The following is a 26357-nucleotide window of genomic DNA, read 5'->3' as shown; positions in this document are numbered from 1 at the left end:
CGACTACGTCGCCCAGGACGCCGATGGCGACACCGACAGCGCCACCGTCAGCATCGACGTTAACCAAGTCAACGACGCTCCCACCGGCACCGATGCCGTCATCAGCCTCAGCGAAGACGGCAGCCACGGCTTCAGCGCCGCCGACTTCGGCTTTGCCGATATAGACAGCGCCGACAGCCTGCAGGCGGTGCGCATCGATGGCCTGCCGGGGGCCGGTTCGCTGCAGCTGAACGGCGCGGCGGTCGGCGCGGGCCAGGTGATTGCCCTGGCCGACCTCGACAAGCTGACGTTCAAGCCGGCACCCGACGCCAGCGGTGACAATTACGCCAATCTGACCTTCTCGGTCAGCGATCAGGCCGGTCTGTTCGACAGCACGTCCAACACGCTGACCTTCGACGTGGCCCCGGTTGCCGACGCGCCCATCGTCACCCTCAGCCTGGGCGCAGGCAGCACCAGCACCACCACCATCAGCACCACCAACGTCACGGCCAGCGGCCAAGGCTTCAGCGTCAGTGCCGTCAAGCTCGATGGCAGTGCGGGGGTGATTGCCATCAACGGCAGCCCGAACGGCTTCGGCGTCGCGGGGTCGGCCTCCGGCGCCGACAATGAACTGGGCCAGGCCAGCGGCCAGTCCGAGCGTATCGCGGTGACCTTCGATGCCCCGGTGGCGAACGCGACCGTGCGCTTCGCCTGGCTGCATACCGGCGAAAGAGCCACCTACGAACTGTTCGACAGCGACGGTAACCCGATCGGCAGCGGCACCATCGCCGGCCTGACCGATGCCATCGATCCGGCCATCACACTGACCAGCAGCACCGGTGCCGCGATCAGCCGCATCGAGTTCAGCGCCCCGGGAGGCGGAGATAACGACTACCTGATCAACTCGATCGAGTTTGTCTCCAGCATCGGCTATCCGCTGACCATCACGGCCACGCCCAGCGACATCGATCACTCCGAGTCCATTGCCAGCATCACGGTGGCAGTCCCCGACGGTGCCACCCTGTCCGCCGGCACCGCCAATCCCGACGGTACCTGGACGCTGCCGCTGATCACTAACGGAAGCTATAACGTGGTGGTTGATTCCACTACAAAGGCAGTCACCATCACCGGCCTGACCATGACCATCCCAGGTAACCCGGTCGGCAACCTGAGCCTGACCGTGACGGCGACGGCCCAGGATGGTGCGGACAGCGAGTCGGCTTCCGCCAGCCTGACCATCGGTGACACGGGCGCCCCCGAATCCGTGGATGACCTGGTTACCGCCAACGAGGATGCCGGCGCCATCGCCATCACCCTGAAAGCGACCGATGCCGACAGCAGCATTGCCAACTTCACCATCGACAGCCTGCCGGCCAACGGCACGCTGAGCTACAACGGCCAGGCAGTGCAGGTTGGCCAGGCCATTCCCGCCATCGGCGATCAGGCCGTCCTGAGCTTCACGCCGAACGCCGACTGGAATGGCAGCACCGCGTTCCAGTACCGCGCCAGCGATGCTGCCGGCAACCTGGATCAAACCCCGGCCACCATCGCCATCCAGATCAACGCCCTGAACGATGCTCCGGTCAACCAGCTGCCGGCCAGCTACGGCACCAGCGAAGACGTCGCCCTCAAGCTCAGCGGGCTATCTGTCAGCGACGTGGATGCCGGCGCCAGCAACCTCTCGGTGAGCCTGAGCGTGAGCAGCGGCCTGCTCAGCGCCAGCTCGAGCGCAGGCGTAGACGTCACTGGTTCCGGCACCGGCAGCCTGCTGCTGACCGGCAGCCTGGCGGCGATCAACGCCTACCTCGCCGACGCGGCCAGCCAGCCGGTGTTTACCCCGGCAACCGATGCCAGCGGCACTGTCACCCTGAGCATGACCAGCAATGACGGTGGCAATACCGGCGCCGGCGGCCCCCTGACCGACAGCGACAGCATCGGCATCCTCGTCAACCCGGTGGCCGATGCCGTGCCCGGCAGCGATGTATCGCTGGTCATCGGCGCACCGCTGATCAACTCCATCAGCTTCGTCAGCGATGGCGGCCTGACCGGCAAGAACACCTACACCTTCGGCAATGGCGTGACCATTTCCACCGGCGGCAACGGCACCTTCAACTGGTCGGGTGGCAACGACCTGGGCGTCAACGGCAGCGGGGACAACGGCACCGAAGCCCAGCGCATCGAGGGCGACGAGGCCATCACCTTCAGCTTCCCGAGCGGCATGCAGTACATGGCGCTGAAGCTGAAGAACTCCGCCGATGACGTGGTCAAGGTCAGCAGCAAGCTGGAAGCCGCCGACCTGGTCGGGCAGAGCACGCTGAGCGGCAGCATCGGTACCTCCTCCACGACCACGGTATCCGCCGCCAACCTCAAGGTGGAACTGCAGCTGGAAGTGGCCAGCGCCAGCGGCGTCACCAGCACCGTGACCCGTACTGCCACGGTCAACTCAGGCGGCAGCTGGTCCGCGGACCTCACCGGTATCAGCGGCACCATCACCAAGGCCACGCTCAACGCCACGCTCGACGGCGCCCTGTTCAACCAGGGCGGCAATACCTCGGCCAACGTGAACTACTCGGTCAGTGCCGACATGAGCAGCCTGTCGATCGGGCTGGGGGCCGCCAACGCCTTCAATCCCGGAACCAGACCACAGGACGACAAGGCCAACAACGGCTTCCAGATCGAGTACATCGCCGTGGACGCCAGCCAGACCGGCCTGACCAGCTACAGCTACCCGGTGGATCTGTACGCCGTGGTGCAGGACAAGGTCGGCACCGCGGAGACCTTCACCGGCCTGGCCCTCAGCGACCTCCCCGCAGGCTCGACCCTCAGCGTGGCGCATGCCGATGGCACCTACCAGGAGATCATGCCCAACGCCCAGGGGGTCTATGACCTGAGCGCCTACACCGCCCTGCTGAACACCGCGACCACCACAGTGGGCACGGACAAGATCTACCTGACCACCAACTCGGCGCTGCCCAGCGGTTTCGCCCCGACCTTGACCCTGGAAGTCAGCGATGGCGGCACCAGCACGGCCAAGACCATTATCGGCGGCTCGGCCGACTCGACGCTCACCGGGGGTACCGGCAATGACTACATCAGCGGCGGCGCCGGCAACGACAGCCTGGTTGGCGGCACGGGCAACGACACGCTGGACGGTGGAATCGGCAACGACAGCCTGATTGGCGACAGCGGCAACGACATCCTGCTGGGCGGCAGCGGCAACGACTCGCTGACGGGCGGGAGCGGAGCCGACCTGTTCATCTGGAAGGCCGGCGATACCGGCAATGACGTGATCAAGGACTTCAATGCCGGCGAAGGCGACCGCATCGATCTGCACGAACTGCTGCAAGGCGAGAACGATGGCAATATTCTCAACTATCTGCGAGTCGATACCGCCACCTCGACCCTGCTGATCAGCAGCACCGGGGTGCTAAATGCCGACGGCAGCAACGCCGATGCCAGCATCCAGCTGGAGAATGGTGGTGCCGCCGTCAACCTGAACCCGGGCAACCTGAGTCAAGCCGACCTGGTCAACTCGCTGATCGCCGGCGCCGATCCGCTGGTCAAGACCGACCCGATCTGATCAGCAGAACCCCGCGCCCTCCCGGGCGCGGGCTGATTCGCGGCAGTCAAATGCGTAAGGAGCGGCCGATGCTGTATGTGAAACACGACGCCTGGGGTAACCTGGAGCGGGTGGAGCCTGCGCCATTCGCGGGCATGGACGGCGAGCTGGCGGCCGATAGCCAGGAAGCCCAGGCCTGGTTTGCCAACCAGAGCGTGGAAAACAGCCTGCTGCAACTGCAGCAGAGCGACCTGGACATGATCCGCGTGCTGGAAGACCTGATCACCGCGCTGATCCAGAAAGGCGTGCTGCGCATCACCGATCTGCCGGAAGCGGCGCAGGCCAAGCTGGTTGGCCGCAGCAAGGCGCGTGACGCGCTGGGCGGCCTGCACCGGCTGATCAACGATGAAGAGTCCGGCCTGATCTAGCCCGGCCGCGCGGGGGCATACTGCAGCCCCCGCGCCCAGCCGCCCCCTCTGTTCACGGCGACCCTATCCGGCCGCCACCCCCGCCCAACTCAGGCGCAAGGCCACAAGGCCCGCAGCACAGCCCTCACGGCCAGGGTTGCGGCTCGCCGAACAAGCGCCCCTGCACGCCCAGAATGCCCATCGAGCGCAGCACCTGCCACTCGCCGTCCGTCTCGACGCGCTCGGCGATCAACGGCAGGTCGATGCTGTTGGCGGCGCGCTGCATGGCCTCGATGAACAGGCGCTTGTCGTTTTCCTGGTCGATGGCGCGGATGTGGCTGCCATCCACCTTGAGGTGGCTGAGGCCCAGTTTGGCCAGGTTGCCGATCATGCTGAAACGCCCGCCGAAGTGCTGCAGGGCCATGCCGAACCCCAGCGCGTGCAGGCGCTGGGCCAGGGCCTGGAGCGCATCCTGTTCGGGCAGCTGGTCTTCACCCAGTTCGATGATCAGGCGCGCGCCCAGCTGGGCGTGCTGGCGCAGCTTCTCATAGAGCCCGGCCAGCGCCTGCGGGTCGCGCAGGGTACTGCCGGACAGGCTCAGCGCCACAGTGCCAGCGCATTCCTGCAGGTGCGCCAGCACCCGGTCGAGCATGCCCATGTCCAGGCGTGCGGCCCAGCCGAAGCGCTCCAGCCAGGGCAGGAAGCTTCCTGCCGGCAGCAGATTGCCCTGTTCGTCGAGCAGGCGCGCCAGCACCTTGTGGTGCAGCACCCGTTCGGGCTGGTTGGCATCGACCACCGGCTGCGCATACAGCTGCACGCGGCCCTCGCTGAGCGCCGTATCCAGCAGGCGATACCACACCTGGCGCTCGTCGACGGCCTGCTGCGCCAGCCCCTGCTCATGACAGGCCCAATTGCGCTCCAGCTGACTGGCCGCCCGGGTCAGCGCTTCGTCGGCAGCCTGGAAGATGCGCACAGCCTCGGCGCCGGGGGCGAAGGCGCTCAGGCCGATATGCGCCACCGGCAGGCTATCGACGATACCGCTGCGCTGCAGGTTGATCAGGGCCTGATCCAGCGCCTCGGCCAGTTGCTCGGCCTCGTCGCGTTGCAGGCCGATGGCCAGCAGGGCGAATTCGCCGCCGCGATTGCGCGCCAGCACATGGCGGCCCCGGCTAAGCAACTGCAGTTGCTCGGCCACGGCCTTGAGCAACAGGTCGGTGCGCTTGCCACCCAGGCGCTGGTTGAGTCCGGCCAAGTCGTTGATCCGCAGCAGCAGCAGGAAGCCGCTGCTGGCATTCTCGCCGCTCAGGCGACCCTGCAGCTGCAGGTCGAAGTAACGGCGGTTGGCCAGCCCGGTGAGGCTGTCCTCGTAGGCGTCGGCGCGCAGTTTTTCGCTGCGCGCGGCCTCCTCGGCAAACAGCGCCTTGAGCTTCTCCACCATCTGGTTCATCGCGCTGACCACCCGGCGGAACTCGGGGGTCTTGGGCAGCGCCGGCAGGCTGAGGAACTCGCGCCGGGCGATGGCATTGGACTGCTCCACCAGGTATTCCAGCGGGCGCAGCTGCCGCTTGAGGAACAGCACGCCCAGGCCCACGCAGAGCAGGCTGCTAAGGGCCAGCCACATCAGGGTGCCCAGGGCGCTCTGCCAGAGTTTTCCGATGGCGAACAGCGGATGGCTGACCACCTCGACGCGGGCCGCCTGGCGCCAGCCGTCGCTGACGATGGCGTCGCCGCTGGCGGCGTCCAGGTCGACCAGGCGGGCGAACCACTGCGGGGCGGCGGCGCTGACCGGCACGCCACTGCGCTCGACCAGCAGCTCGCCGCTCTCGGCGTCGAGCACGCGAATGCTCTGGAAGTAGCCGCTGTCGAAGATCGAGCTGACCATCAGTTCCATCATCGGCACGTCGTCGACGTGCGGGCTCAGCGAAAGGCCCAGTGCCGTCGCCGCATCCTGGGCGTGGGCGCGCAGCTGGTTGACCTGCTGCTCGCGCGAGCCCTCCACGCTGACCAGGAAGCTACCGGCGAAATTCACCAGCATCAGCACGCAGATGGCGATGAACAGCTGTTTGAACAGTGACATGCATAAACCCCTCGGCCGCTATCAGGGAAATCCCTCGGCACGCATTTTTTTCAACAGGTCTTGCCAGCGCGACAGGCGCTTGGCGTCGCCGACCTGCTTGCCGCCGCCCGCTCCGGGCAGCCACAAGCCTTCGGCATTGAAGGCATAGACCGGCACCAGGTCGGTCCGGCGGTCGGCCGGCTCGATGGCATCGATCAGGTTGTCCAGCACCAGCGGTATCGCCGAGGGCTGCGGGTAATAGGTCAGTACCATGTGCGCCTGGTTCTGGCGCAACGCCTTGACGTAGGTGATGCGCAGCTTATGGCTGGGAACCCCCAGCTGGCGCAGGCTGAAGTACTTGGCGATGGCGAAATCCTCGCAATCGCCGGCGCCGCGGAACAGGGCTTCCACCGGGGTGGCCCAGTAGTCCTTGACCCGCCACAGCTGGATGTCGTCGCGAAAGCGCAGGCGCAGGTTGAAGAACCGGTTGACCGCCTTCAGCTGTTGCAGCTCGGCCTGGCCCGCCTGCGCCTCGAACAGGCGCTGCCAGTCGTCGATGCGCGCGCGGCCCTCGCCCAGCGGGCCATAGAGTTTCTCCGCGCGCGCGCTGATCAGGCCGAAGTCCCAACCCGCCTGCAGAACGCCGGCAACGGCCAGGCAGACCAGCAAAAAAACCACTTTTGCGGGTCTACCCGGATGCTGCAGAAAAGAGACGAGGCGACCGATCGGCAAAGCCGGTACATCCAAACCGATGAATGGCCGTCATGGTGAGTGGCGCAGGCTGAAAACACAATCCTCGGCCCGCCCGACCGGGCCAGATGAATCGGCGCAACGGCCTTCATCCTGGGCCAGTCATTAAAGCGCGGCGCGGGCCTCAGTTGGCGATACGCCAGCCGCGCTGGCCGTCCTGGTGCGACGAGCGCTCCTGACGCCGCTCGCCTTCGTGGCGGCGTTCCTCGTGGCGACCCTCGTAGCGGCGGCCCTCGTCGCGCCGGTCGCTCTGGCGCAGCCAGGAGCCCTGGCGCCGCTCATCGTTGCCCTCGCGGCGATCCCAGCCATAGCGTGGCTGCTCGCTGTGCCGGCGTTGCTCGTGGTAGCGCTGCTGCTCGCCGGAGCGATGGCGGTCGTTGCGCCAGTCATAGCGGCCGTCATAACCGGGGGCATAGTGGGAGTGGCGGCGTTCCTGGTAGCGGTCGTGATGGTCGCTGTAACGCCGGTCATCGTCGTAATAGCGGTAGACCCGGTAACTCGGGTACACCTCGTAGCGCTGCACGTTGTAACCACTGTAGGGGGCGTACTGACGGTAATAGGGGCGCTCATCGCCATAGGCGACGCAACCGCCGAGACTCAAGCCGAGAACTGCACACAAGACTGCTCGAATGGACATGGGCGGCCTCCTTCGACCGCTGGGGTGGCGCCGACGAATATCGGCACCCGGGATCACTCCCACAGGCTTTGACCCTTGCCCCCCGAATGAAGTGCCGGACCGGCCCCGCGCATAAGTTGTATCGGCGCATTACCGGTGCACCAGCACGGTGCAAAACGCCTCGCTCCTGATGCGAAGACCCATGCTAGAGCGCTCCATGCCTTCCGCACAGGCCGCGCAATGGCATCCGACCCGTTGTTTTGGCACGCCATTCGCTAGACAGGGCGGACACAGGATTGCCGCCACGCGCAATCGCATCAGTACATCATCGCAATGGTCGACTAGGGTTCCGGCTCGCCCGCTCCGCAACGAGCAGGGCAAGCGACTGGTCCGAGAGTGGACAACCTCGACAGAGGTCACACGGCGGGACAAAAGCCCGGGAGAACGCGCAGCGTTTGGCTGCCGCCATCCTGTGCCCGTTTCTTCTGCCTGAGGTCAGCCATGTCACGCCGTTCCCTGTTCGCCCGTCTGCTTCCCGCCAGCCTGCTGGCCCTGCTGTTTGTGCAATCGCCCGGAGCCATCGCGGAGCCCGCCAAGTTCAAGGTCTGCTGGTCGATCTATGCCGGCTGGATGCTCTGGGGGCAGATGGCCGAGCAGGGCATCATCGACAAGTGGGCCAAGCAGTACGGCATCCAGATCGAGGTCGAGCAGGTACCGGACTACGTCGCCTCCATCGAGCAGTACACCGCCGGCGACTACGCCGCCTGTGCCATGACCAACATGGACGCCCTGACCATCCCGGCCGCCGCCGGGGTCGACTCCACCGCGCTGATCGTCGGCGACTTCTCCGCCGGAGCAGACGGCATCCTGATCCGCGGCGCGGATCGCGACATCAAGGACCTCAAGGGCAAGACCATCCTGCTGGTGGAAAACTCGGTGTCCCACTACCTGCTCGGCCGCGCCCTGGAATGGGCGCACCTGGACGAGAGCGAGGTGAAGATCGAGAACGTCTCGGACAAGGACCTGGCCCAGGTCTGGCGCAGCGGCAGGGGCGATGCGCTGGTGACCTGGAACCCGATCCTCGCCGACCTGCGCCAGGACGGCGACAGCACCCTGGTGTTCAGCTCGCACCACATCCCCGGGGAGATCCTCGACCTGCTGGTGATCAACAGTGCCACCCTGGCCGCCCACCCGGAACTGGGCAAGGCGCTGACCGGCGCCTGGTTCGAAGGCATGCGCCTGATGGGCATGCCGACCGCCGCGGGCAAGGCCGCCCGCACGCAGATGGCAACCGCCGCCGGCACCACCCTGGAAGACTTCGAGCTGCAGCTGAAGACCATCCGCTCCTTCTATGCCCCGCGCTCGGCCTATGCCTTCGCCAGCAGCGAGAAGATGCCCCTGCTGATGCAGCGCGTGGCCGGCTTCGCCGACGCGCACAAGCTGCTCGGCAACGACGGTAACGGCCTGCAGCAGCTGGGCATCTCCTTCAGCGGCAACCGGGTGCTGGGCAACCCGGCACAGATCAAGCTGCGCTTCGACCCCAGCTATATGCAGCAGGCCGCCGAAGCCAGGCTTTAACCCGCTGTTGTGGGAGCGGATTGATCCGCGAAGGGCGCGGCTGAGCCCGCGCCCAGGCACCAACAACGAACACCGCGCACCAGGATGGCGCAACCACCCATCCCGTTCACCGCCAGGCTCACCGCGCAAACCGCCAGGCCAAGGGCCTTGCCCCAGCTGGCACGATGTTCGCTTTAGTACCGACATGCAGAAGCACCCCGCAAGGGGCGCGGCACGACAATTTGCAATGGCTGACTAGGGTTCCGGCTCGCCGTTCTCCACAGAGTGCGGCAAGTGACTGGTCCGAGAGTTGGCGACCTCGTTCGGGGTTACACGGCGGGATAAAAGCCCGGGAGAACGCGCCACCTGGTCAGCCAGGCACGTGCCGCGCCGCTCCTGCCCGTATTCCCTGGAACTGGAGGTCTACCCATGCGCAAGTCCCTGCTGTCCTCGCTGATCGCTACCGGCCTGTGTGCCGCCCTGAGCTTCCCCGCCCTCGCCGCCCCGAAGACCGACTTCAGCGTCTGCTGGACCATCTATGCCGGCTGGATGCCATGGGAATACGGCGCCGCCCAGGGCATCGTCGACAAGTGGGCGAAGAAGTACGACATCAGCATCGATGTGGTGCAGCTCAATGACTACGTCGAATCGATCAACCAGTACACCGCAGGTGGGTTCGACGGCTGCACCATGACCAACATGGACGCCCTGACCATTCCCGCCGCCGGTGGCGTAGACAGCACCGCGCTGATCATCGGCGACTTTTCCAACGGCAACGACGGCATCGTGCTCAAGGGCGAGAAGAAGACCCTCGGCGACCTCAAGGGCCAGGACGTCAACCTGGTCGAGTTGTCCGTCTCCCACTACCTGCTGGCCCGTGGCCTAGAGCGCGCCGGCCTGGCCGAGAAAGACCTCAAGGTGGTCAACACCTCCGACGCCGACCTGGTCGCCGCCTTCGCCACCGACGACGTCAAGGCCGTGGCCACCTGGAACCCGCTGCTGGCCGAGATCGAAGCCACCCCGAGCGTGACCAAGGTGTTCGACTCCAGCCAGATCCCCGGTGAAATCATCGACCTGATGGTGGTCAACAGCGCCACCCTGAAAGACAACCCGGCCCTGGGCAAGGCCCTGACCGGCGCCTGGTACGAGATCATGGCGACCATGAGCGCCGACACCCCTGCCGGCAAGGCCGCCCGCGAGCACATGGCCAAGGCCTCCGGCACCGACCTGGCCGGCTACGACGCGCAACTGGCGGCGACCAAGATGTTCTACAGCGCCAAGGATGCCGTGGCCTTCGCCAACAGCCCGAAACTGCCGGCGACCATGACCAAGGTGGCCGAGTTCTCCTTCAGCCACGGCCTGCTCGGTGAAGGCGCGCAAAGCGCCGAGGCCATCGGCATGGGCTTCGCCAAGGGCGTGACCACCGGCGACAAGGGCAACCTCAAGCTGCGCTTCGACCCGAGCTACATGCAGATGGCGGCCGACGGAAAACTCTGACGCCGTAGGGTGCGCCGCGCGCACCAACCAGCCCCGCGCGTGCCAATGGTGCGCGCAGCGCACCCTACGCAGCTCTCGCTCTCCATGAGATAGCCCCATGCGCCTGATCAACCGACACCCGGACCGCGGCGGCCGCCTGCTGCTGATCCTGCTGCCCTTCGCCCTGCTGCTGTTCGCCTATTTCACGGGCTCGGCGGCGCGGCTGACGGACAACCCCAACGACAAACTGCTGCCCAGCGCCAGCCAGATGGCCGACGCCATCGATCGCCTGGCCTTCAGCGAGGACAAGCGCAGCGGCGAGTACCTGTTCTGGCAGGACAGCGCCGCCAGCCTGGCCCGCCTCGGCATGGGCATCGGCATTGCCGCCCTGGTCGGTCTATGCCTGGGCATCGCCGCCGGTATCCTGCCGCTGTTCCGCGCGCCGCTATCGCCGCTGCTGACCGTGCTGTCGATGGTGCCGCCGCTGGCGATCCTGCCGATCCTGTTCATCGTCTTCGGCCTCGGCGAACTGTCCAAGGTGATGCTGATCGTGATCGGCATCACCCCGGTACTGGCTCGCGATCTGGAGCAGCGTGCCCGCGAGATCCCTCAGGAAATCCTGATCAAGGCGCAGACCCTCGGCGCCAGCACCTGGACCCTGATCCTGCGCGTGGTGCTGCCGCAGCTGCTGCCGCGCCTGCTGATCGCCCTGCGCCTGGTGCTCGGCTCGGCCTGGCTGTTCCTGATCGCCGCCGAAGCCATCGCCGCCACCGATGGCCTCGGCTACCGGATATTTCTGGTGCGTCGCTACATGGCGATGGATGTGATCCTGCCGTACGTGGTGTGGATCACCCTGCTCGCCTGGCTGATGGACCTGGGCCTGCGGCAGACCACCAGACTTGTTTTTCCCTGGTATGAAGGAGCCAAGGCATGAGCGCCTTCATCGAAGTCAAAAACGTCTGGCAGGAGTATGGCGATCAGGTCGTACTGGAAAGACTTAACCTGTCGATCAACGAAGGCGAGTTCTGCACGCTGGTAGGGGCTTCCGGCTGCGGCAAGTCGACCTTCCTGCGCCTGCTGCTGGGCCAGGAACGCGCCAGCCGTGGCGAGATCCTGCTGGGTGGCCAGCCGCTGGCCGGCGAGCCGGATAGCAGCCGCGGCGTGGTGTTCCAGCGCTACTCGGTGTTCCCGCATCTGTCGGTACTGGACAACGTCGCCATCGGCCTGGAGCTGCCGCGCTCGCCCCTGCTCGGCCGCCTGTTCGGCGCCGCCAAGCGCGAGGCCCGCGAACAGGCCGCGGTGATCCTGAAGAAAGTCGGCCTCGGCCACGCCCTGGACAAGTACCCCAGCCAGCTCTCCGGCGGCATGCAGCAACGCCTGGCCATCGCCCAGGCGCTGATCATGAAGCCGCGCGTGCTGCTGCTCGACGAACCCTTCGGCGCGCTGGACCCGGGCATCCGCAAGGACATGCACGCCCTGCTGCTGGAGCTGTGGCACGAGACCAAGCTGACCGTATTTATGGTCACTCACGACCTGAGTGAGGGCTTCAGCCTCGGCACCCGCCTGCTGGTGTTCGACAAGACCCGCATCGACCCGCACGCACCGAACGCCTTCGGCGCGCGCATCACCTACGACATCCCCCTGAACAGCGACCGCCGCGCCACCCGCGCCGCCGTCGAAACGCTGCCGGCGCATGTCACCGGCACCGCGCAACCGGCCCTGTAAGGAGTTAGCCATGACTGCTGCACTCACCCTGCGCCCCAGCCTGTACGAAGAGCTCGTGCCCGGCGGCGGCCACACCTCCTTCGTTCTCAAGCGCGGCCAGCTGCTGCGCCTCACCGACCTCGAAGGCGGCGCCAACGTCAGCCTGCTGCTGCTTTCCGCCGCCGAGAAAAGCGAGCGCCTGAACCTGCCGGACACCCTCAAGTGCCAGCACACCGCCAAGCTCACCGCAGGCCACTGCCTGTACTCGGATATGGGCCGCGTGCTGGCCGCCATCACCGCCGACACCTGCGGCTGGCACGACAGCTTCGGCGGCGTACTCTCTGCCTCCGAAGTCAGCGAGAAGTACGGCGCCGGTCGTTACCAGGAGCTGCGTAACGGCTACTTCCGCAACGGCGTGGACAACCTGCTGGTGGAAATGGGCAAGTGGAACCTGAACATCCAGGACCTGCTGATGGCGCTCAACCTGTTCAGCAAGGTGACGGTCGATGGTGACGGACGCTTCCACTTCGAACCCGGCAATTCCAAGGCCGGCGACTACATCGAGCTGTACGCGCCGATGGACTGCCTGGTGGTGCTCACCGCCCTGCAGCACCCGCTGGACCCCAACCCGCAGTACGCGCCCAAGCCGGTGCAGCTGAACTGGAGCACGGTGGCGAGCGACGGCATCAGCGTGCTCTGCCGCACCTCACGCCCGGAGAACGGCCGCGGCTTCCACAACACCGAACGCCTGTATATCTGAGGACGCCGAGATGAGCCTTACCGCCAGCGACAAGCACCCCGAAGCCGCCGTCTACCGCCACGAGATCCCGGCCGGCGAGCCATTCCTCTGCGAAGTCAAAGCCGGGCAGACCGTGCGCCTGCTCGACCTCGAAGGCAACCAGGCGGTCGACACGCTGTTCTTCAGCGCGAAGAACCCGCGCGAGCGCTACGACCCGCAACGCACCCTGCGCAAGCAGAACAGCCTGTACCTGACCACCGGAACCGTGCTCTGGTCCAACCTGGGCAACCCGCTGCTGACCATCAGCGCCGACACTTGCGGGCGCCACGACACCCTCGGCGGCGCCTGCGCCCAGGAGAGCAACACCGTGCGCTACGCCCTGGACAAGCGCTACATGCACAGCTGCCGCGACAACTTCCTGCGCGCCAGCCTGCACGACGGCCGCCTGGAGAAGCGCGACATAGGCGCCAACATCAACTTCTTCATGAATGTCCCCGTCACCCCGGAAGGCGGCCTGACCTTCGAGGACGGCATCTCCGCACCGGGCAAGTACGTCGAGCTGATCGCGCATATGGACGTCATCGTGCTGATCTCCAACTGCCCGCAACTGAACAACCCCTGCAACGGCTGGAACCCGACCCCGGCCGAGGTGCTGGTATGGGATTAAGCATGTGGGAGCGGCTTCAGCCGCGATGCTTTCGCGTGATCCTGATTCGCGGCTAAAGCCGCTCCCACAGTAGAACCCCGCCACCAAACCGATTTACCCACCCCGGACGACCGGGGTGCAGACCGAATACTGCGGGACGGCCCGCCCCTTCGAGGACGCCTCGAATGTTCGACAAACTCCTGATCGCCAACCGCGGCGCCATCGCCTGCCGCATCCTGCGCACCCTGCGCGCCATGAACGTGAAAGGCGTGGCCCTGTACTCCGAGGCCGACGCCGCCAGCCTGCATATCCAGCAGGCCGATGAAGCCTTCAGCCTCGGCGAAGGTCCGGCCGCCAGCACCTATCTGGTGGTCGACAAGATCCTCGCCGTCGCCAAGCAGACCGGCGCAAAAGCCATTCACCCCGGCTACGGCTTCCTCTCCGAGAATGCCGCCTTCGCCGAGGCCTGCGAGGCCGCCGGCATCGCCTTTGTCGGCCCGACGCCTGAGCAATTGCGCGTATTTGGCCTGAAGCACACCGCCAGAGCGCTGGCAAAACAGCACGGCGTGCCGATGTTGGAAGGCACTGAGCTGCTGGAAAACCTCGACGCCGCGCTCAAGGCCGGTGAAGAAGTCGGCTACCCGGTGATGCTGAAAAGCACCGCTGGCGGTGGCGGTATCGGCATGCGCGTGTGCAACAGCGCTGCAGAGCTGAGCGAGGCGTTCGACACGGTCAAGCGCCTGGGGCAGAACAACTTCAGCGACAGCGGCGTGTTTATCGAGAAGTACATCCAGCGTGCCCGCCACCTGGAAGTGCAGGTGTTCGGCGACGGCCAGGGCGACGTGCTGGCCCTCGGCGTGCGCGATTGCTCGGTGCAACGGCGCAACCAGAAGGTGCTGGAAGAAACCCCGGCGCCCAACCTGCCGGCCGGCATGGCCGACGAGCTGTGCGCGGCGGCGATCAAGCTGGCCAAGGCGGTCAGCTACCGCAGCGCCGGCACCGTGGAGTTCGTCTACGACAGCGAGGCCGAGCGCTTCTACTTCCTCGAAGTGAACACCCGCCTGCAGGTCGAGCACGGCGTCACCGAACAGGTGTGGGGCGTCGACCTGGTGCGCTGGATGATCGAGCTGGCGGCCGGCGACCAGGCCCCGCTGAGCGAGCTGGCGCAGAACCTGAAACCCAGCGGCCACGCCATCCAGGCGCGCCTGTACGCCGAAGACCCGGGCCGCGACTTCCAGCCGAGCCCCGGCCTGCTTACCGCCGTCAGCTTCCCCAAGGCCGATGGCAAGAGTCTGCGTATCGACACCTGGGTCGAAGCCGGCTGCGAGATTCCGCCCTACTTCGATCCGATGATCGCCAAGCTGATCACCTGGGCGCCGAGCCGCGACCAAGCCAGCGCCGCACTGAACCAGGCCCTGGCCGACTCGGTGCTGTACGGCGTGGAATCCAACCGCGACTACCTGCGCCAGATTCTGGTCGACGCACCGTTCGCCAGCGGCTCGCCCTGGACCCGCTGCCTGGAAGGCCTGGTCTACCAGGCACACACTTTCGAAGTGCTGTCCGCCGGCACCCAGACCACGGTGCAGGACTTCCCTGGCCGTCTCGGCTACTGGGCAGTCGGTGTGCCGCCGTCGGGCCCGATGGACGACCGCGCGCTGCGCCTGGGAAACAGCCTGCTCGGCAACGACGAAGGTGCCGCCGGTCTGGAAATCACCATGAGCGGCCCGCTGCTGCGCTTCAACACCGATGCGGTGGTGGCGGTGACCGGCGCGGCGATTCCGCTGAGCGTGGATGGCAGCGAGCAACCAATGAACACCGCATTGCTGATCAAGGCCGGCAGCACCCTGAGCCTCGGCACCATCGCCGGTAGCGGCGCGCGCTCGTACCTGTGCCTGAGAGGCGGCCTGCAAGTGCCGAAATACCTCGGCAGCAAAAGCACCTTCACTCTCGGCCAGTTCGGCGGCCACGGCGGCCGTGCCCTGCGCGCCGGCGATGTGCTGCACATTCCACCTCTCGCGCAAAAGGACAGCGGTGCACAACTGCCCGCCGCGCTGTGCACCGCCCTGCCCGCCGTCCGCGAAATCCGCGTGATCTACGGCCCGCACGGCGCGCCGGAATACTTCACCCCGGCCTATATCGAGACCTTCCTCGCCACCGACTGGGAAGTGCATTTCAACTCCAGCCGTACCGGCGTGCGTCTCATAGGACCGAAACCCGAGTGGGTGCGCGACAGCGGCGGCGAGGCCGGCCTGCACCCGTCGAACATCCACGACAATCCCTACGCCATCGGCGCGGTGGACTTCACCGGAGACATGCCGGTGATCCTCGGCCCGGACGGCCCGAGCCTGGGCGGCTTCGTCTGCCCGGTGACCATCATCGAAGCCGACCTGTGGCAGCTCGGCCAGCTCAAGGCCGGCGACAAGCTGCGCTTCGTGCCGGTGAATATCGAAACCGCTCGCAACCTGGCTAAAGCCCGCAAAGAGGAAACCAGCGGACTGACGCCGGTCGCCGTCAACTGGCAGCCGATTCCGCTGGAGCCGCCGGTGATCCTCGACATCGGCAGCCAGGACAAGCGCCTGGTCGCCCGCCTCTCCGGCGACACCCACCTGCTGCTGGAAATCGGCCAGGCCGAGCTGGATCTGGTGCTGCGCTTCCGCGGCCATGCGCTGATGCAGGCGCTGGAAGCCAAGAACCTCAACGGAGTCATTGATCTCACGCCCGGCATCCGCTCGCTGCAGGTGCACTACCAGCCGGAAACCCTGTCGCTGGCCAACCTGCTGGCGGTGGTGATCGGCGAGTGGGACGCGGTTTGCAACGCCCAGGACCTCAAGGTGCCGTCGCGCATCGTGCACCTGCCGCTGTCCTGGGACGACCCGGCCTGCCAGCTGGCCATCGACAAGTACATGACCACGGTACGCAAGGACGCACCCTGGTGCCCAAGCAATCTGGAATTTATCCGCCGCATCAACGACCTACCCAATCTGGACGAGGTCTACAAGACCGTGTTCGACGCCAGCTACCTGGTGATGGGCCTCGGTGACGTCTACCTCGGCGCGCCGGTGGCCACGCCGCTGGACCCGCGCCATCGCCTGGTCACCACCAAGTACAACCCGGCGCGCACCTGGACCGCGGAGAACTCGGTGGGCATCGGCGGCGCCTACATGTGCGTGTACGGCATGGAAGGCCCCGGCGGCTACCAATTCGTCGGCCGCACCCTGCAGATGTGGAACCGCTACCGCGAAGTCGCCGCCTTCCACGGCAAGCCCTGGCTGCTGCGCTTCTTCGACCAGATCCGCTTCTACCCGGTGGGGGCCGAGGAACTGCTGCAGATCCGCCGCGACTTCCCGCTTGGCCGCTATGAACTGCGCATCGAGGACAGCGAACTGGCCCTGGCCGACTACCAGGACTTCCTCACCGAGGAAGCCGAGGGCATCGACGCCTTCCGCAGCCAGCAGCGTGCCGCCTTCGACGCCGAACGCCAGCGCTGGATCGCCTCCGGCCAGGCGCATTTCGAAGTCGAGGAAGTCGGCCCGGATGTGGGCGAGGACACCCAGCTCGGCGCCGGCCAGCACAGCATCGACAGCCACATCGCCGGCAATCTCTGGCAGGTGCAGGTGGAGGCCGGCAGCACGGTGAAAGCCGGCGATGTGCTGGTGATCCTCGAGTCCATGAAGATGGAAATCCCCCTCACCGCCCCACGCGATGGCGTGGTGCGCGAGGTGCGCGTGCAACCCGGTTCGCCGGTACGCGCCGGCCAGCGCGTGGTGGTGCTCGAGGAAGCCTGACACCTCGCAAGGGTGGATGGATAAAGCGCCATCTACCCCACAACAGAGATTCATAGCCGCACGGCGCCGTAGGGTACGCCGTGCGCACCAACCGGACATGCGGTGCGCACGGCGCACCCTACGAGAGAACTGCGATGAAACACCCATTCGATCTGCGCCTCGGCGCCCTGAAAACCGCCTACAGCGATGGCAGCCTGACCCCGCGCCAGCTGATCGCCACCCTGCACCAGCAGGCCGCCGCGCTGAACCCCGAGTTCAAGCTGTTTATCCACCTGCTCAGCCTGGCCGAGCTGGAACCCTACCTGGCCGCCCTGGACGGCAAGTCCCCCGCCGAGTTGCCGCTGTTCGGCGTGCCCTTCGCCATCAAGGACAATATCGACCTGGCCGGCGTGCCGACCACCGCCGCCTGCCCGGCCTTCGCCTATGTGCCGGGGCAAAGCGCGACCATCGTCGAGCAGCTGATCGCCCTCGGCGCCGTGCCCCTGGGCAAGACCAACCTCGACCAGTTCGCCACCGGCCTCAACGGCACCCGCTCGCCCTACGGTGAATGCCGCAACAGCGTGCACCCGGCTTACCCGTCCGGCGGCTCCAGCGCCGGTTCGGCCCTGGCCGTGGCACTGGGCGTGGCCAGCTTTGCGCTGGGCACCGACACCGCCGGCTCCGGCCGGGTGCCGGCGGCGCTGAACAATCTGGTCGGACTCAAGGCCACCAAGGGCCTGATTTCCACCGCCGGCGTGGTACCGGCCTGCCGTACCCTGGACTGCGCGACCTACTTCACCGCGACCGCCGCCGAGGCCAGCCAGTTGCTGGCGCTGACCGCCAGGCTGGATGCGCACGATGAATACAGCCGCGCCAACCCGCTGTGGAACGACGCCAGCGCCTTCGGCAAACCCCGCGCGGGCTTTCGCTTCGGCGTGCCGGCGCAGCTGGAGTTTCTCGGCTGCCCGGAAAGCCCGGCGCTATTCGCCAGCACCATCGAACAGCTCAAGGCCCTTGGCGGCGAAGCGGTGGAAATCGACTTCGCGCCCTTCCTCGAAGCCGCGCGCCTGCTCTATGAAGGGCCCTGGGTCGCCGAGCGCTACAGCGTTGCCGGCGCCCTGATCGAGCAGCAGCCGGATGCCGTGTTGCCGGTGATCAAGGCCGTGCTGGAAAAGGCACCCGGCGTCAGTGGCGTCGACACCTTTCGCGCCCAGTACCGCCTGCAGGCACTCAAGGCGATCTGCGACCGCATCCTCGGCGAGGTCGACTGCGTGCTGACCCCGGCCTACCCGCGCCCGGTAACCCTGGCCGAATTGCACGCCGAACCGGTCAAGCGCAACTCGGACCTGGGCTACTACACCAACTTCATGAACATGCTGGATTACGCCGCCGTCGCTGTTCCTGCAGGCTTCATGGCGGGCGGCCTGCCGTGGGGCGTGACCCTGTTCGGTCGCGCCTTCACCGACCAATCCCTGCTCGGCCTGGCCGACGGCCTGCAGCGCCAGCATGGCCTGGCGCTGGCCGGTCAACGCACGCTGGACGCACAGGCCCCGGCAAGCGTCGCCCGCAACGACCGCGCCCGCGTGGTGGTATGCGGCGCGCACCTCGATGGCCTGCCGCTGAACTGGCAGCTCAAACAACGCGGCGGCCGCCTGCTGCAGGCCACCCAGAGTTCGCCGGACTACCGGCTGTACGCCCTGGCCGGCGGCCCACCGTTCCGCCCAGGGATGGTCCGCGTCGCCGAGAGTGGCGTGGCCATCGCCGTCGAAGTCTGGGAGCTGCCGAGCGCCGAGCTGGGCTCGTTCCTCACCGGCATCCCCGCGCCGCTGGGCCTGGGCAAGGTGCAACTGGCCGACGGCAGCTGGGAAACCGGCTTCATCTGCGAACCCTATGGCCTGGCCGGCGCCGTGGACATCAGCCACTTCGGCGGCTGGAAGGTCTATCTGCAGAACAAGACCTGAGGCTCACTCATACGCTCTGCGTAGGGTGCGCCGTGCGCGCCGGCAAATCCGTACCGGGCCCTGGTGCGCACGGCGCACCCTACGAATCGCCAGCTCTCATGCCGGCACGGCATGCCGGGCAGCTGGCGGGGCTGGGGCTTCGGGTTTAGAGTGCTTGGAGGGAGTCGCCCGCTTGCCGGGACACAGCACGCACAGGGAACCGTATGCCGTCACTCACCCGCGACCAGGCCCAGCACCGCGCCGACGATATCCAGGCGTTCTACCGCGAGGTGCAGCGCCTGCATGAAGAGCAGGCCCTGAGGCTTGGCAACGAGCAGCTGCAGCACCTGCAACGACACCATCAGGAGTTGCTGGCGCAGTACCGCGCCCGCTTCGATATCGATGCCAGCCAGCAGAGCAAACGCCTGTCGCTGAGCATGCGGATCGTCTCGCTGCTCGGCGCCCTGGCCCTGGCCGCCAGCCTGCTGTTCTTCTTCTACCAGTTCTGGGGGCTGTTCAGCGAGGCGGCGCAGGTCGCCATCCTCGGCGGTTTCGCCCTGGGCAGCCTGCTGCTGACCTTCGCCATCCGCCGCCGCGACCCGTCCGGCTATTTCAGCAAGCTGGCCGCCCTGCTCGCCTTCGCCTGCTTCGTGCTGAACATCAGCATGCTCGGGCAGATCTTCAATATCACGCCCTCGGACAAGGCCCTGCTGCCCTGGGCCGCCCTCGCCCTGCTGCTGGCCTATGGTTGCAACGCGCGCCTGCTGCTGGTCGCCGGCCTGGCCTGCCTGCTGGCCTACAGCGGCACGCGGCTGGGCGCGTGGAGCGGCTTCTACTGGCTGGAGGCGAGCGAGCACCCGGAAAACTTCCTGCCCGGCGGGCTGCTGGCGTTCCTCCTGCCGCTGTTCGTCGGCCAGGCGCGCTTCAGCGGTTTCGCCGCCACCTACCGGATCATGGGTCTGCTCGCCCTGTTCGTGCCCATGCTGGTGCTGGCCAACTGGGGGCATGGCAGCTACCTGCCGTTCTCCGCCGCCAGCATCGAGAATGGCTACCAGCTGCTCGGCTTTGTCGCCTCGGCCCTGGCCATCTGGCTCGGCACCCGTCGCGACTGGACTGAAGTAGCGCTGACCGGCCAGCTGTTCTTCATCGTCTTTCTCGGCATCAAGATGGTCGACTGGTGGTGGGACGTGCTGCCCAAGTACCTGTTCTTCCTCCTGCTCGGCCTGGTTGCCGTGCTGAGCCTGCTGGTGCTCGGGCGCTTGCGCCGCAGCCACAAGGGGGCCAGCGCATGATCACGCTCACCAGCCGGCACGGCCTGCTCGCCGGCCTCGCCCTGATCCTGCTGACCAACGCCGTGGCCCTGGCCGGCGTCTGGTACAACCGCCAGGACCAGCCGGAGAGCAGCCTGCTGCTCTCCGAGCGCGAGCTGCTGCGCGACCACGAGGGGCCCAGCCGGGAAAACAGCGGCCTGGCCCTGCGCCTGGACTGGCGCAGCCCACGCCCCGCCGACTCCGGCAACCGCTACGAGCGCCGCCCCCTGCAGCAGGAGCAGCTGCTGGCCCTGGGCTTCGCCCCGCTCGCCGAGGACGACGCCGACTATCGGCAGCGCCATGGCAAGCGCCAGGTGCTGGTGGTGCTGGAGCTCGATGGCCCGGCCTACCAGGCCGAGCTGCGGCGCACGGAGGCCGAGCTGCAGCAGGCCAGCCGGGCCCTCGCCCAGCTACCGGACGATGAACAACTGCAGGTCCGCGAGCGTTTGGCACGCGAGGACCTCGCCCGCGAACGCCAGCACGACAGCCGCCTGTTCGCCGTCGATGTCGGCCTGGATGCCGCCAGCCTGCGCCAACGCTACCCGGACCGCAGCCGCTACGCCCTGGTCCCCGGCACGGTGAGCGCCTGGTGCGACTGCAGCGGCAAGGTGCGCCAGCTGAGCGGGCAGATCGACCAGCTGTACAACAGCAGCCTCAACGTGCCGCATGCCTGGCGCAGCCTGCTGGCCAAGCGCCTGCCCGCCAGCCACTCCGACGAGCCGCGCCCCGGCTTCCAGGCCCGGGTCAACTATGGCCAGCGCCTGGAGCCATGGATCAGCGCCATCCACGGCCTCGCCGAATAACCCGGCAGAACCGGTGACGCCGGCCCGGCCGGCGCGCTAGCATGGAGCCACTACTCCAGGGCCCACTCCATGCCACTCAGCCACTCGCGCAAAGCCCAGACCCTTCTGCTCCTGCTGTTGCTCGCCCTGCTGCTCAGTGGTTTCACCGCCACCGCCCTGGTCAGCTACTACACCTCGCGGGACAGCATCCGCCACAGCATCGTCAACACCGAACTGCCGCTGACGTCCGACAATATCTACTCGGAAATCCAGAAGGATCTGGTGCGCCCGGTGGTGATCTCCTCGATGATGGCCCGCGACACCTTCGTCCGCGACTGGGTGATGGGCGGCGAGCAGGATGCCGCGCAGATGACCCGCTACCTGCGCGAAGTGCAGGAACACTACGGCGCCTTCACCAGCTTCTTCATCTCCGAGAAGACCCACACCTACTACCAGGCCAAGGGCGTGCTCAAGCAGGTCAGCGCGAGCGAACCGCGCGATGTCTGGTACTTCCGCGTGCGCGCCATGCAGGAGCCCTACGAGATCAATGTCGATGTCGACATGGCCAACCAGGACCGGCTGACCTTCTTCATCAACTACAAGGTGTTCGACTACAGCGGCAACTTCATCGGCGTCACCGGCGTCGGCCTCACCGTCGATGCCGTGGTCAAGCTGATCGATGACTACCAGCAGCGCTACGAGCGCAGCATCTACTTCGTCGACGGCAACGGGCGCATCGCCCTCACCGGGGCCAGCGGCGGACCGCTGGGCGCACGCACCGGGCAGGCGCTCGGCAGCGTGGCCGGCCTGGAAGAACTGCTGGCCAGGCTGCCGCAACCGCAAAGCGGCCACTTCGACTACCAGGAGCACGGTCACCGACACTTTCTCAACGTGCGCTTCATTCCCGAACTGGACTGGTACCTGTTCGTCGAGAAGCACGAGGATGGCGCCCTGGCCGGCATCCGCCACACGCTCTATCTCAACCTGCTGATCTGCGCGCTGATCAGCGCCATGGTGCTGTTTCTGGTGTACCTGGCCATGCGTCGCTACCAGCGCCACATCGCCACCCTGGCCACCACCGACGTGCTCACCGGCCTGCCCAACCGCCGCGGCTTCAACCTGCTGGCCGGCCAGGCCCTGAACGAAGCCCAGCGCAGCCAGAGCCCGCTCTGCGCCCTGCTGATCGACCTCGACCACTTCAAGCAGCTCAACGACAACTACGGCCACCTGGCCGGTGACGAAGTGCTGCGCGGCTTTGCCCACAACCTGCAGGGCAATCTGCGCCAGTCCGACATCATCTGCCGCTGGGGCGGCGAGGAGTTCATCCTCCTGCTCAAGGACACCGACAGCGCCACGGCGCGCCTGCTGGCCGAGAAGATCCGCGAGCAGAGCACCGCCAGCAGCTTCCCCTTCAATGGCGTCAACCTGACGATCAGCACCAGCATCGGCCTCACCGAACTGCATGACGAGGACAGCCTCGACCGCCTGATCGCCCGCGCCGACCGGGCGCTGTACCGGGCCAAGCAGTCCGGGCGCAACCGCGTCTGCGCAGAAACCTTCGAGCCGCAGGCATGACCGACGCCAGCCATTGCCCACGCTGCGGCCAGCTCAACCGCTGCGCCCAGGCCGGCCAGAGCGAGCCGGTGCAGGATTGCTGGTGCTTCCACAGCCCAGTCGATGCGGCCGTGCTCGACAGCCTGCCAGCCGAACAGCGCGACCGGGCCTGCCTGTGCCCACGCTGTGCCCGGGGCCTGCCCGCCGAGCCCAAGCAAGCGGACTGAGCCGTGCGTCTCGACCGCTTTCTCAGCAACCTGCCACAGTTCAGCCGCGCCGATGCGCGCCTGCTGCTGGCCAGCGGGCGCATCCGGGTGGATGGCACCGCGGTGCGCGACGGCCGCTGCGAAGTGCGCGAATTCAGCCGCATCGAACTGGACGACCAGCTGCTGCAGGCCGGCAAGCCGGCGCGCTTCTTCATGCTGCACAAGCCGGTCGGCGTGGTCAGCGCCACCGAACATCCCGAGCACCGCACCGTGCTCGACCTGCTCGACGAGCCGGACAAGCACGAATTGCATATCGCCGGGCGCCTCGACCTCAACACCAGCGGCCTGCTGCTGCTCACCAACGACGGCCTGTGGTCGCGCCGCCTGACCGAACCGCGCAGCCGCCTGGGCAAGGTCTACCGGGTACGCACCGAACAACCGATCAGCGCCGAGTACATCGAGGTATTCGCCCGCGGCCTGTACTTCGCCTACGAGGACCTCACCACCCTGCCCGCCGAGCTGCAGATCCTCGACAGTCACAGCGCCCTGCTGACCCTGCACGAAGGCCGCTATCACCAGGTCAAGCGCATGTTCGGCCACTTCCAGAACAAGGTGCTGGCCCTGCACCGCGAGCGCATGGGCCCGCTGCAACTCGACCCGAGCCTGGCGCCTGGCGCATACCGGGCGCTGAGTGCCGAGGAAGCGGCTCTGGTCTGAATGCTACCGTCCGGCAGAAGTTGCAGAACCAGCCATACGAGTGACTTGCTTCGGTCACACAAGCCTGCTTGAATCAAATCCAAGGTCCGTAAGTGACCAGCAAGTCATAAGCAGAGTCTAAGAACACTTTTTTGGTTGAGGGTGCCACGGCACCTGTAACGGGACTGCCCCCGATCGTACCGAAGCGAAGTGACGCCACTTCTCCTCGGTCGATTCCCGAACCGAAAAATCGCCCGCCAATAACAACACCTGTCGGCAGACCGTACCCGTCGACAAGGGCCCCACTTTCCAGGCGCATGCCTACCTGTCCTGAAGCTCGTGCAGCTCGCGTTCCTGCGGCTGCGCGTCCGTAACACTGCACGTCAGGGGCATGTACGATGAAACCAGAAACCGCTGTGCTGGATATCCAGGGGCAATACCGGGTCTACACGGAGTTCTACCGCGCCGACAGCGCCGAGCACACCATCATTCTGGTCAACGGTTCACTGTCGACAACGGCGTCCTTCGCCCAGACCGTCCGCTATCTCTACCCGCATTTCAATGTGGTGCTGTTCGACCTGCCCTATGCCGGCCAGTCGCGCGAGCACAACGACCACACGCGTCTGATGACCCGCGAAGAGGAAGCCGACATCCTCCTCGAACTGGTCGAACAGTTCGCCTGCGACCACGTGCTGTCGTTTTCCTGGGGCGGCATCGCCACCCTGCAGGCCCTGGCGCGTCGGCCGCGGCGCATCGTCCGGGCGGTGATCAACTCGTTCTCGCCGGTCACCAACCAGGCCATGCTCGGCTACCTGGAGCGCGGCGTGGCGGTGATGAAGGCCTGCGACCGCGAGAACGCCGGTCTGCTGCTCAACGGCACCATCGGCAAGCACCTGCCGTCGCTGTACAAGCGCTACAACCATCGCCACCTGACCAGTCTGGAAGTCTACGAGTACCAGCAGATGTGCTTCCACGTGGAGAACGTGCTGAACATGGAAGGGCGTTCCTGCACCAGCTTCGCCGCGGAAATCGAGATTCCCACGCTGTTCGTCAACGGCGAGTGGGACGAGTACACCACGGTCGAGGATGCCCGCCTGTTCGCCCAGTACGTGCGCCACAGCGAGTTCCGCTGCATCGACCAGGCCGGCCACTTCCTCGACATGGAACACAAGGGCGCCTGGCTGCAGACCCGCGACACCCTGCTGGGCTACCTGCAGCAACCGCTGGGCCAGCGCTCGCGCAGCGTGGCCATGGCCGAGAGTGCCGCCCTCGCCGGCTGAACTCCGTGCCGCCGGCAGCCCGGCAAGGCCCCGCCGCAGCTGCCAGCGGCAACGGCGTGCACCACGACGCAGGTATTTCTTGCGCCGTGGCTTCACCTCGGCAGGCGATTCTGGTACAAAGTCACCCGCTCAAGCGGGCGTCGTATAATGGCATTACCTGAGCTTCCCAAGCTCATGACGAGGGTTCGATTCCCTTCGCCCGCTCCAGAACTTCAACGAAAAAGCCCTGCTCATGCAGGGCTTTTTCGTTTCTGCTGGCACACAGCCTTGCCAGCCGGCCATCGCAGTGGCTGCATGGCTGCTGGTCACCAGCACGACAGCCCTTAGCGAGGACACAAGATGCGCAGAGCACTGCAGCGACTCAGCGACTGGGCCAAGGCACTCAAACGACAAGTGATGGTGTTGTGGTTCTGCTGTCGACACCCCGACACCCCTTGGCTGGCCAAGGCCGTGGCGATTGCCGTGGTCGCTTACGCGCTGAGTCCCATAGACCTGATTCCCGACTTCATCCCGATTCTGGGCTATCTGGATGACCTCCTTCTGCTGCCCCTGGGCATCCTGCTGGTCATCCGCCTGATCCCCGGAAAGATACTGGAAGCGTGTCGACAGCAGGCCAGCGCATGGGAAAGCACACAACAGCCGCGCCCGGTAAACCGAGCCGCAGCGGTCTTGGTTGTGCTGATCTGGCTGGCAGGCCTGGCCCTGGCCTGGCTAGCAGTCAGGCCTCACTGAGCAGCCGCCTTCCCACACTTAGGCTCTCGGGTGAAGGTCTGGGAAACATCCACCGCGCCGAGATGCTCCAGCGTGCGCCGCCCGATGAGCACGGGGTAGAGCATCTTGCCCCGGTTCTTTAGCGAGAACTGCTCGCTGTACACCCGATGGCCAATGCACATCTGCATCAGCACGACCGGGCGATGTTCAGCGCCACCGGCACCGCGGACCTTCACATTACGCTCCACGCGCCGTTCGAAAGGGATGCTGACCGCGCTGCCGGTATCACTGTCCTTGGCCTCGACATTGAAACGCACCCACTTCTCGCCGTTCTTCTCGAAGCGTTCGAGGTCTTTGGCGTCCATGGACGAGGTTAACGCGCCGGTATCCAGCTTGATCTTCACCGAGACGTTTTCCGGCAGCAGCAGCCCCTCTTCGACCCAGCCGAAGACCTCTGGCTGGCTGGCATTGGCCGCATAAAGCGGTGCCGCGGTGACCAGCAGGAGCACCGAGGCAACGATCCAATCAATCCAGTTAGGCTTCACGCTGAGCTCCATGGCATAGACATGTCCGGACTCTAAAGAAAGCCAGGTGAAATACACGTCAAGGCGAGTATAGGGGTGCT

Annotated in this window: 21 protein-coding genes, 1 tRNA gene and 2 riboswitches; of the genes, 18 read left to right on the top strand and 4 right to left on the bottom strand. The window is 66.3% G+C overall.

What is annotated here, in order from left to right:
- Together F3I62_RS14145 and F3I62_RS14140 are read left to right on the top strand one after the other, a co-directional pair.
- On the top strand, positions 1-3559 hold a 3559-nt coding region (locus tag F3I62_RS14145; RefSeq protein ID WP_160490283.1), incomplete at its 5' end, for an S-layer family protein.
- 68 nt (positions 3560-3627) lie between these two features.
- Positions 3628-3966, top strand: coding sequence for a tryptophan synthase subunit beta (locus F3I62_RS14140; protein ID WP_160490282.1), 339 nt, complete (start codon positions 3628-3630; stop codon positions 3964-3966).
- Positions 3967-4090: 124 nt separating this feature from the next.
- Here the strand turns inward: F3I62_RS14140 and lapD are convergent, their stop codons facing one another.
- The 3 genes from lapD to F3I62_RS14125 form a co-directional block, all read right to left on the bottom strand.
- Entirely contained in the window at positions 4091-6022 is a 1932-nt protein-coding gene (gene lapD / locus F3I62_RS14135) for a cyclic di-GMP receptor LapD (RefSeq protein WP_160490281.1), read from the bottom strand.
- Between the two features lie 21 nt (positions 6023-6043).
- Positions 6044-6670: a cysteine protease LapG gene (gene lapG, locus F3I62_RS14130; RefSeq protein WP_372240139.1), complete on the bottom strand. Its 627-nt coding sequence runs from the start codon at positions 6668-6670 to the stop codon at positions 6044-6046.
- Positions 6671-6875: 205 nt separating this feature from the next.
- Entirely contained in the window at positions 6876-7388 is a 513-nt protein-coding gene (locus F3I62_RS14125; protein WP_160490280.1) for a hypothetical protein, read from the bottom strand.
- Positions 7389-7697: 309 nt separating this feature from the next.
- Positions 7698-7812, top strand: a riboswitch (guanidine-I (ykkC/yxkD leader).
- A 56-nt stretch (positions 7813-7868) separates the two neighbouring features.
- Here F3I62_RS14125 and F3I62_RS14120 point away from each other — a divergent pair.
- From F3I62_RS14120 to F3I62_RS14045, 16 genes are all read left to right on the top strand, one after another.
- Positions 7869-8945, top strand: a complete 1077-nt coding sequence (locus tag F3I62_RS14120; RefSeq protein ID WP_160490279.1) for a putative urea ABC transporter substrate-binding protein — start codon at positions 7869-7871, stop codon at positions 8943-8945.
- A gap of 223 nt (positions 8946-9168) precedes the next feature.
- Positions 9169-9282, top strand: a riboswitch (guanidine-I (ykkC/yxkD leader).
- Between the two features lie 71 nt (positions 9283-9353).
- Positions 9354-10421: a putative urea ABC transporter substrate-binding protein gene (locus tag F3I62_RS14115; protein WP_160490278.1), complete on the top strand. Its 1068-nt coding sequence runs from the start codon at positions 9354-9356 to the stop codon at positions 10419-10421.
- 97 nt (positions 10422-10518) lie between these two features.
- Positions 10519-11334, top strand: coding sequence for an ABC transporter permease (locus tag F3I62_RS14110; protein ID WP_160490277.1), 816 nt, complete (start codon positions 10519-10521; stop codon positions 11332-11334).
- A complete protein-coding gene (locus F3I62_RS14105; protein ID WP_160490276.1) occupies positions 11331-12125 on the top strand; it encodes an ABC transporter ATP-binding protein in 795 nt (264 codons plus the stop codon). The genes F3I62_RS14110 and F3I62_RS14105 overlap by 4 nt, the downstream gene beginning before the upstream one ends.
- A gap of 10 nt (positions 12126-12135) precedes the next feature.
- On the top strand, positions 12136-12864 hold the full coding sequence (locus F3I62_RS14100; RefSeq protein WP_160490275.1) for an urea amidolyase associated protein UAAP1: 729 nt from the start codon (positions 12136-12138) through the stop codon (positions 12862-12864).
- Positions 12865-12874: 10 nt separating this feature from the next.
- Positions 12875-13510, top strand: a complete 636-nt coding sequence (locus F3I62_RS14095) for an urea amidolyase associated protein UAAP2 (protein ID WP_160490274.1) — start codon at positions 12875-12877, stop codon at positions 13508-13510.
- 164 nt (positions 13511-13674) lie between these two features.
- Entirely contained in the window at positions 13675-17274 is a 3600-nt protein-coding gene (uca, locus tag F3I62_RS14090) for an urea carboxylase (protein ID WP_160490273.1), read from the top strand.
- A 134-nt stretch (positions 17275-17408) separates the two neighbouring features.
- Positions 17409-19214 (top strand): allophanate hydrolase, encoded by a 1806-nt coding sequence (gene atzF, locus F3I62_RS14085; RefSeq protein ID WP_160490272.1) that lies wholly within the window; start codon positions 17409-17411, stop codon positions 19212-19214.
- Positions 19215-19417: 203 nt separating this feature from the next.
- On the top strand, positions 19418-20485 hold the full coding sequence (locus tag F3I62_RS14080; protein WP_160490271.1) for a DUF2157 domain-containing protein: 1068 nt from the start codon (positions 19418-19420) through the stop codon (positions 20483-20485).
- Positions 20482-21306 (top strand): DUF4824 family protein, encoded by an 825-nt coding sequence (locus tag F3I62_RS14075; RefSeq protein ID WP_160490270.1) that lies wholly within the window; start codon positions 20482-20484, stop codon positions 21304-21306. Before F3I62_RS14080 ends, F3I62_RS14075 begins: the two co-directional genes overlap by 4 nt.
- A 69-nt stretch (positions 21307-21375) precedes the next feature.
- On the top strand, positions 21376-22860 hold the full coding sequence (locus tag F3I62_RS14070; protein ID WP_160490269.1) for a sensor domain-containing diguanylate cyclase: 1485 nt from the start codon (positions 21376-21378) through the stop codon (positions 22858-22860).
- A complete protein-coding gene (locus tag F3I62_RS14065) occupies positions 22857-23066 on the top strand; it encodes a cysteine-rich CWC family protein (protein ID WP_160490268.1) in 210 nt (69 codons plus the stop codon). The genes F3I62_RS14070 and F3I62_RS14065 overlap by 4 nt, the downstream gene beginning before the upstream one ends.
- 3 nt (positions 23067-23069) lie before the next feature.
- On the top strand, positions 23070-23762 hold the full coding sequence (locus F3I62_RS14060; protein ID WP_160490267.1) for a pseudouridine synthase: 693 nt from the start codon (positions 23070-23072) through the stop codon (positions 23760-23762).
- 377 nt (positions 23763-24139) lie between these two features.
- On the top strand, positions 24140-25021 hold the full coding sequence (locus F3I62_RS14055) for an alpha/beta fold hydrolase (protein WP_160490266.1): 882 nt from the start codon (positions 24140-24142) through the stop codon (positions 25019-25021).
- Between the two features lie 133 nt (positions 25022-25154).
- Positions 25155-25228: transfer RNA gene (locus F3I62_RS14050), tRNA-Gly, on the top strand.
- A gap of 132 nt (positions 25229-25360) precedes the next feature.
- On the top strand, positions 25361-25753 hold the full coding sequence (locus tag F3I62_RS14045; RefSeq protein ID WP_160490265.1) for a YkvA family protein: 393 nt from the start codon (positions 25361-25363) through the stop codon (positions 25751-25753).
- Here F3I62_RS14045 and F3I62_RS14040 read toward each other — a convergent pair.
- Positions 25747-26289, bottom strand: coding sequence for an ATP-dependent zinc protease (locus F3I62_RS14040; protein ID WP_160490264.1), 543 nt, complete (start codon positions 26287-26289; stop codon positions 25747-25749). The two genes, F3I62_RS14045 and F3I62_RS14040, sit on opposite strands and share 7 nt — an antisense overlap.
- Positions 26290-26357: the final 68 nt, after the last annotated feature.

It is taken from the genome of Pseudomonas sp. R-28-1W-6 (assembly GCF_009799925.1).
GTDB lineage: Bacteria > Pseudomonadota > Gammaproteobacteria > Pseudomonadales > Pseudomonadaceae > Aquipseudomonas.
The sequence above is the reverse complement of the archived record's forward strand: the minus strand, read 5'-3'. Positions and strand labels throughout refer to the sequence as shown.

What these genes read in the sequence shown, in the direction of transcription:
- uca (WP_160490273.1), top strand. Translation starts at nt 13,675, where the DNA reads ATGTTCGACAAACTCCTGATCGCCAACCGCGGCGCCATCGCCTGCCGC.
- F3I62_RS14110 (WP_160490277.1), top strand. Translation starts at nt 10,519, where the DNA reads ATGCGCCTGATCAACCGACACCCGGACCGCGGCGGCCGCCTGCTGCTG.
- F3I62_RS14055 (WP_160490266.1), top strand. Translation starts at nt 24,140, where the DNA reads ATGAAACCAGAAACCGCTGTGCTGGATATCCAGGGGCAATACCGGGTC.
- F3I62_RS14070 (WP_160490269.1), top strand. Translation starts at nt 21,376, where the DNA reads ATGCCACTCAGCCACTCGCGCAAAGCCCAGACCCTTCTGCTCCTGCTG.
- F3I62_RS14120 (WP_160490279.1), top strand. Translation starts at nt 7,869, where the DNA reads ATGTCACGCCGTTCCCTGTTCGCCCGTCTGCTTCCCGCCAGCCTGCTG.
- F3I62_RS14095 (WP_160490274.1), top strand. Translation starts at nt 12,875, where the DNA reads ATGAGCCTTACCGCCAGCGACAAGCACCCCGAAGCCGCCGTCTACCGC.
- F3I62_RS14040 (WP_160490264.1), bottom strand. Translation starts at nt 26,289, where the DNA reads ATGGAGCTCAGCGTGAAGCCTAACTGGATTGATTGGATCGTTGCCTCG.
- F3I62_RS14045 (WP_160490265.1), top strand. Translation starts at nt 25,361, where the DNA reads ATGCGCAGAGCACTGCAGCGACTCAGCGACTGGGCCAAGGCACTCAAA.
- F3I62_RS14115 (WP_160490278.1), top strand. Translation starts at nt 9,354, where the DNA reads ATGCGCAAGTCCCTGCTGTCCTCGCTGATCGCTACCGGCCTGTGTGCC.
- F3I62_RS14100 (WP_160490275.1), top strand. Translation starts at nt 12,136, where the DNA reads ATGACTGCTGCACTCACCCTGCGCCCCAGCCTGTACGAAGAGCTCGTG.
- F3I62_RS14075 (WP_160490270.1), top strand. Translation starts at nt 20,482, where the DNA reads ATGATCACGCTCACCAGCCGGCACGGCCTGCTCGCCGGCCTCGCCCTG.
- F3I62_RS14105 (WP_160490276.1), top strand. Translation starts at nt 11,331, where the DNA reads ATGAGCGCCTTCATCGAAGTCAAAAACGTCTGGCAGGAGTATGGCGAT.
- lapD (WP_160490281.1), bottom strand. Translation starts at nt 6,022, where the DNA reads ATGTCACTGTTCAAACAGCTGTTCATCGCCATCTGCGTGCTGATGCTG.
- atzF (WP_160490272.1), top strand. Translation starts at nt 17,409, where the DNA reads ATGAAACACCCATTCGATCTGCGCCTCGGCGCCCTGAAAACCGCCTAC.
- F3I62_RS14140 (WP_160490282.1), top strand. Translation starts at nt 3,628, where the DNA reads ATGCTGTATGTGAAACACGACGCCTGGGGTAACCTGGAGCGGGTGGAG.
- F3I62_RS14125 (WP_160490280.1), bottom strand. Translation starts at nt 7,388, where the DNA reads ATGTCCATTCGAGCAGTCTTGTGTGCAGTTCTCGGCTTGAGTCTCGGC.
- F3I62_RS14080 (WP_160490271.1), top strand. Translation starts at nt 19,418, where the DNA reads ATGCCGTCACTCACCCGCGACCAGGCCCAGCACCGCGCCGACGATATC.
- F3I62_RS14065 (WP_160490268.1), top strand. Translation starts at nt 22,857, where the DNA reads ATGACCGACGCCAGCCATTGCCCACGCTGCGGCCAGCTCAACCGCTGC.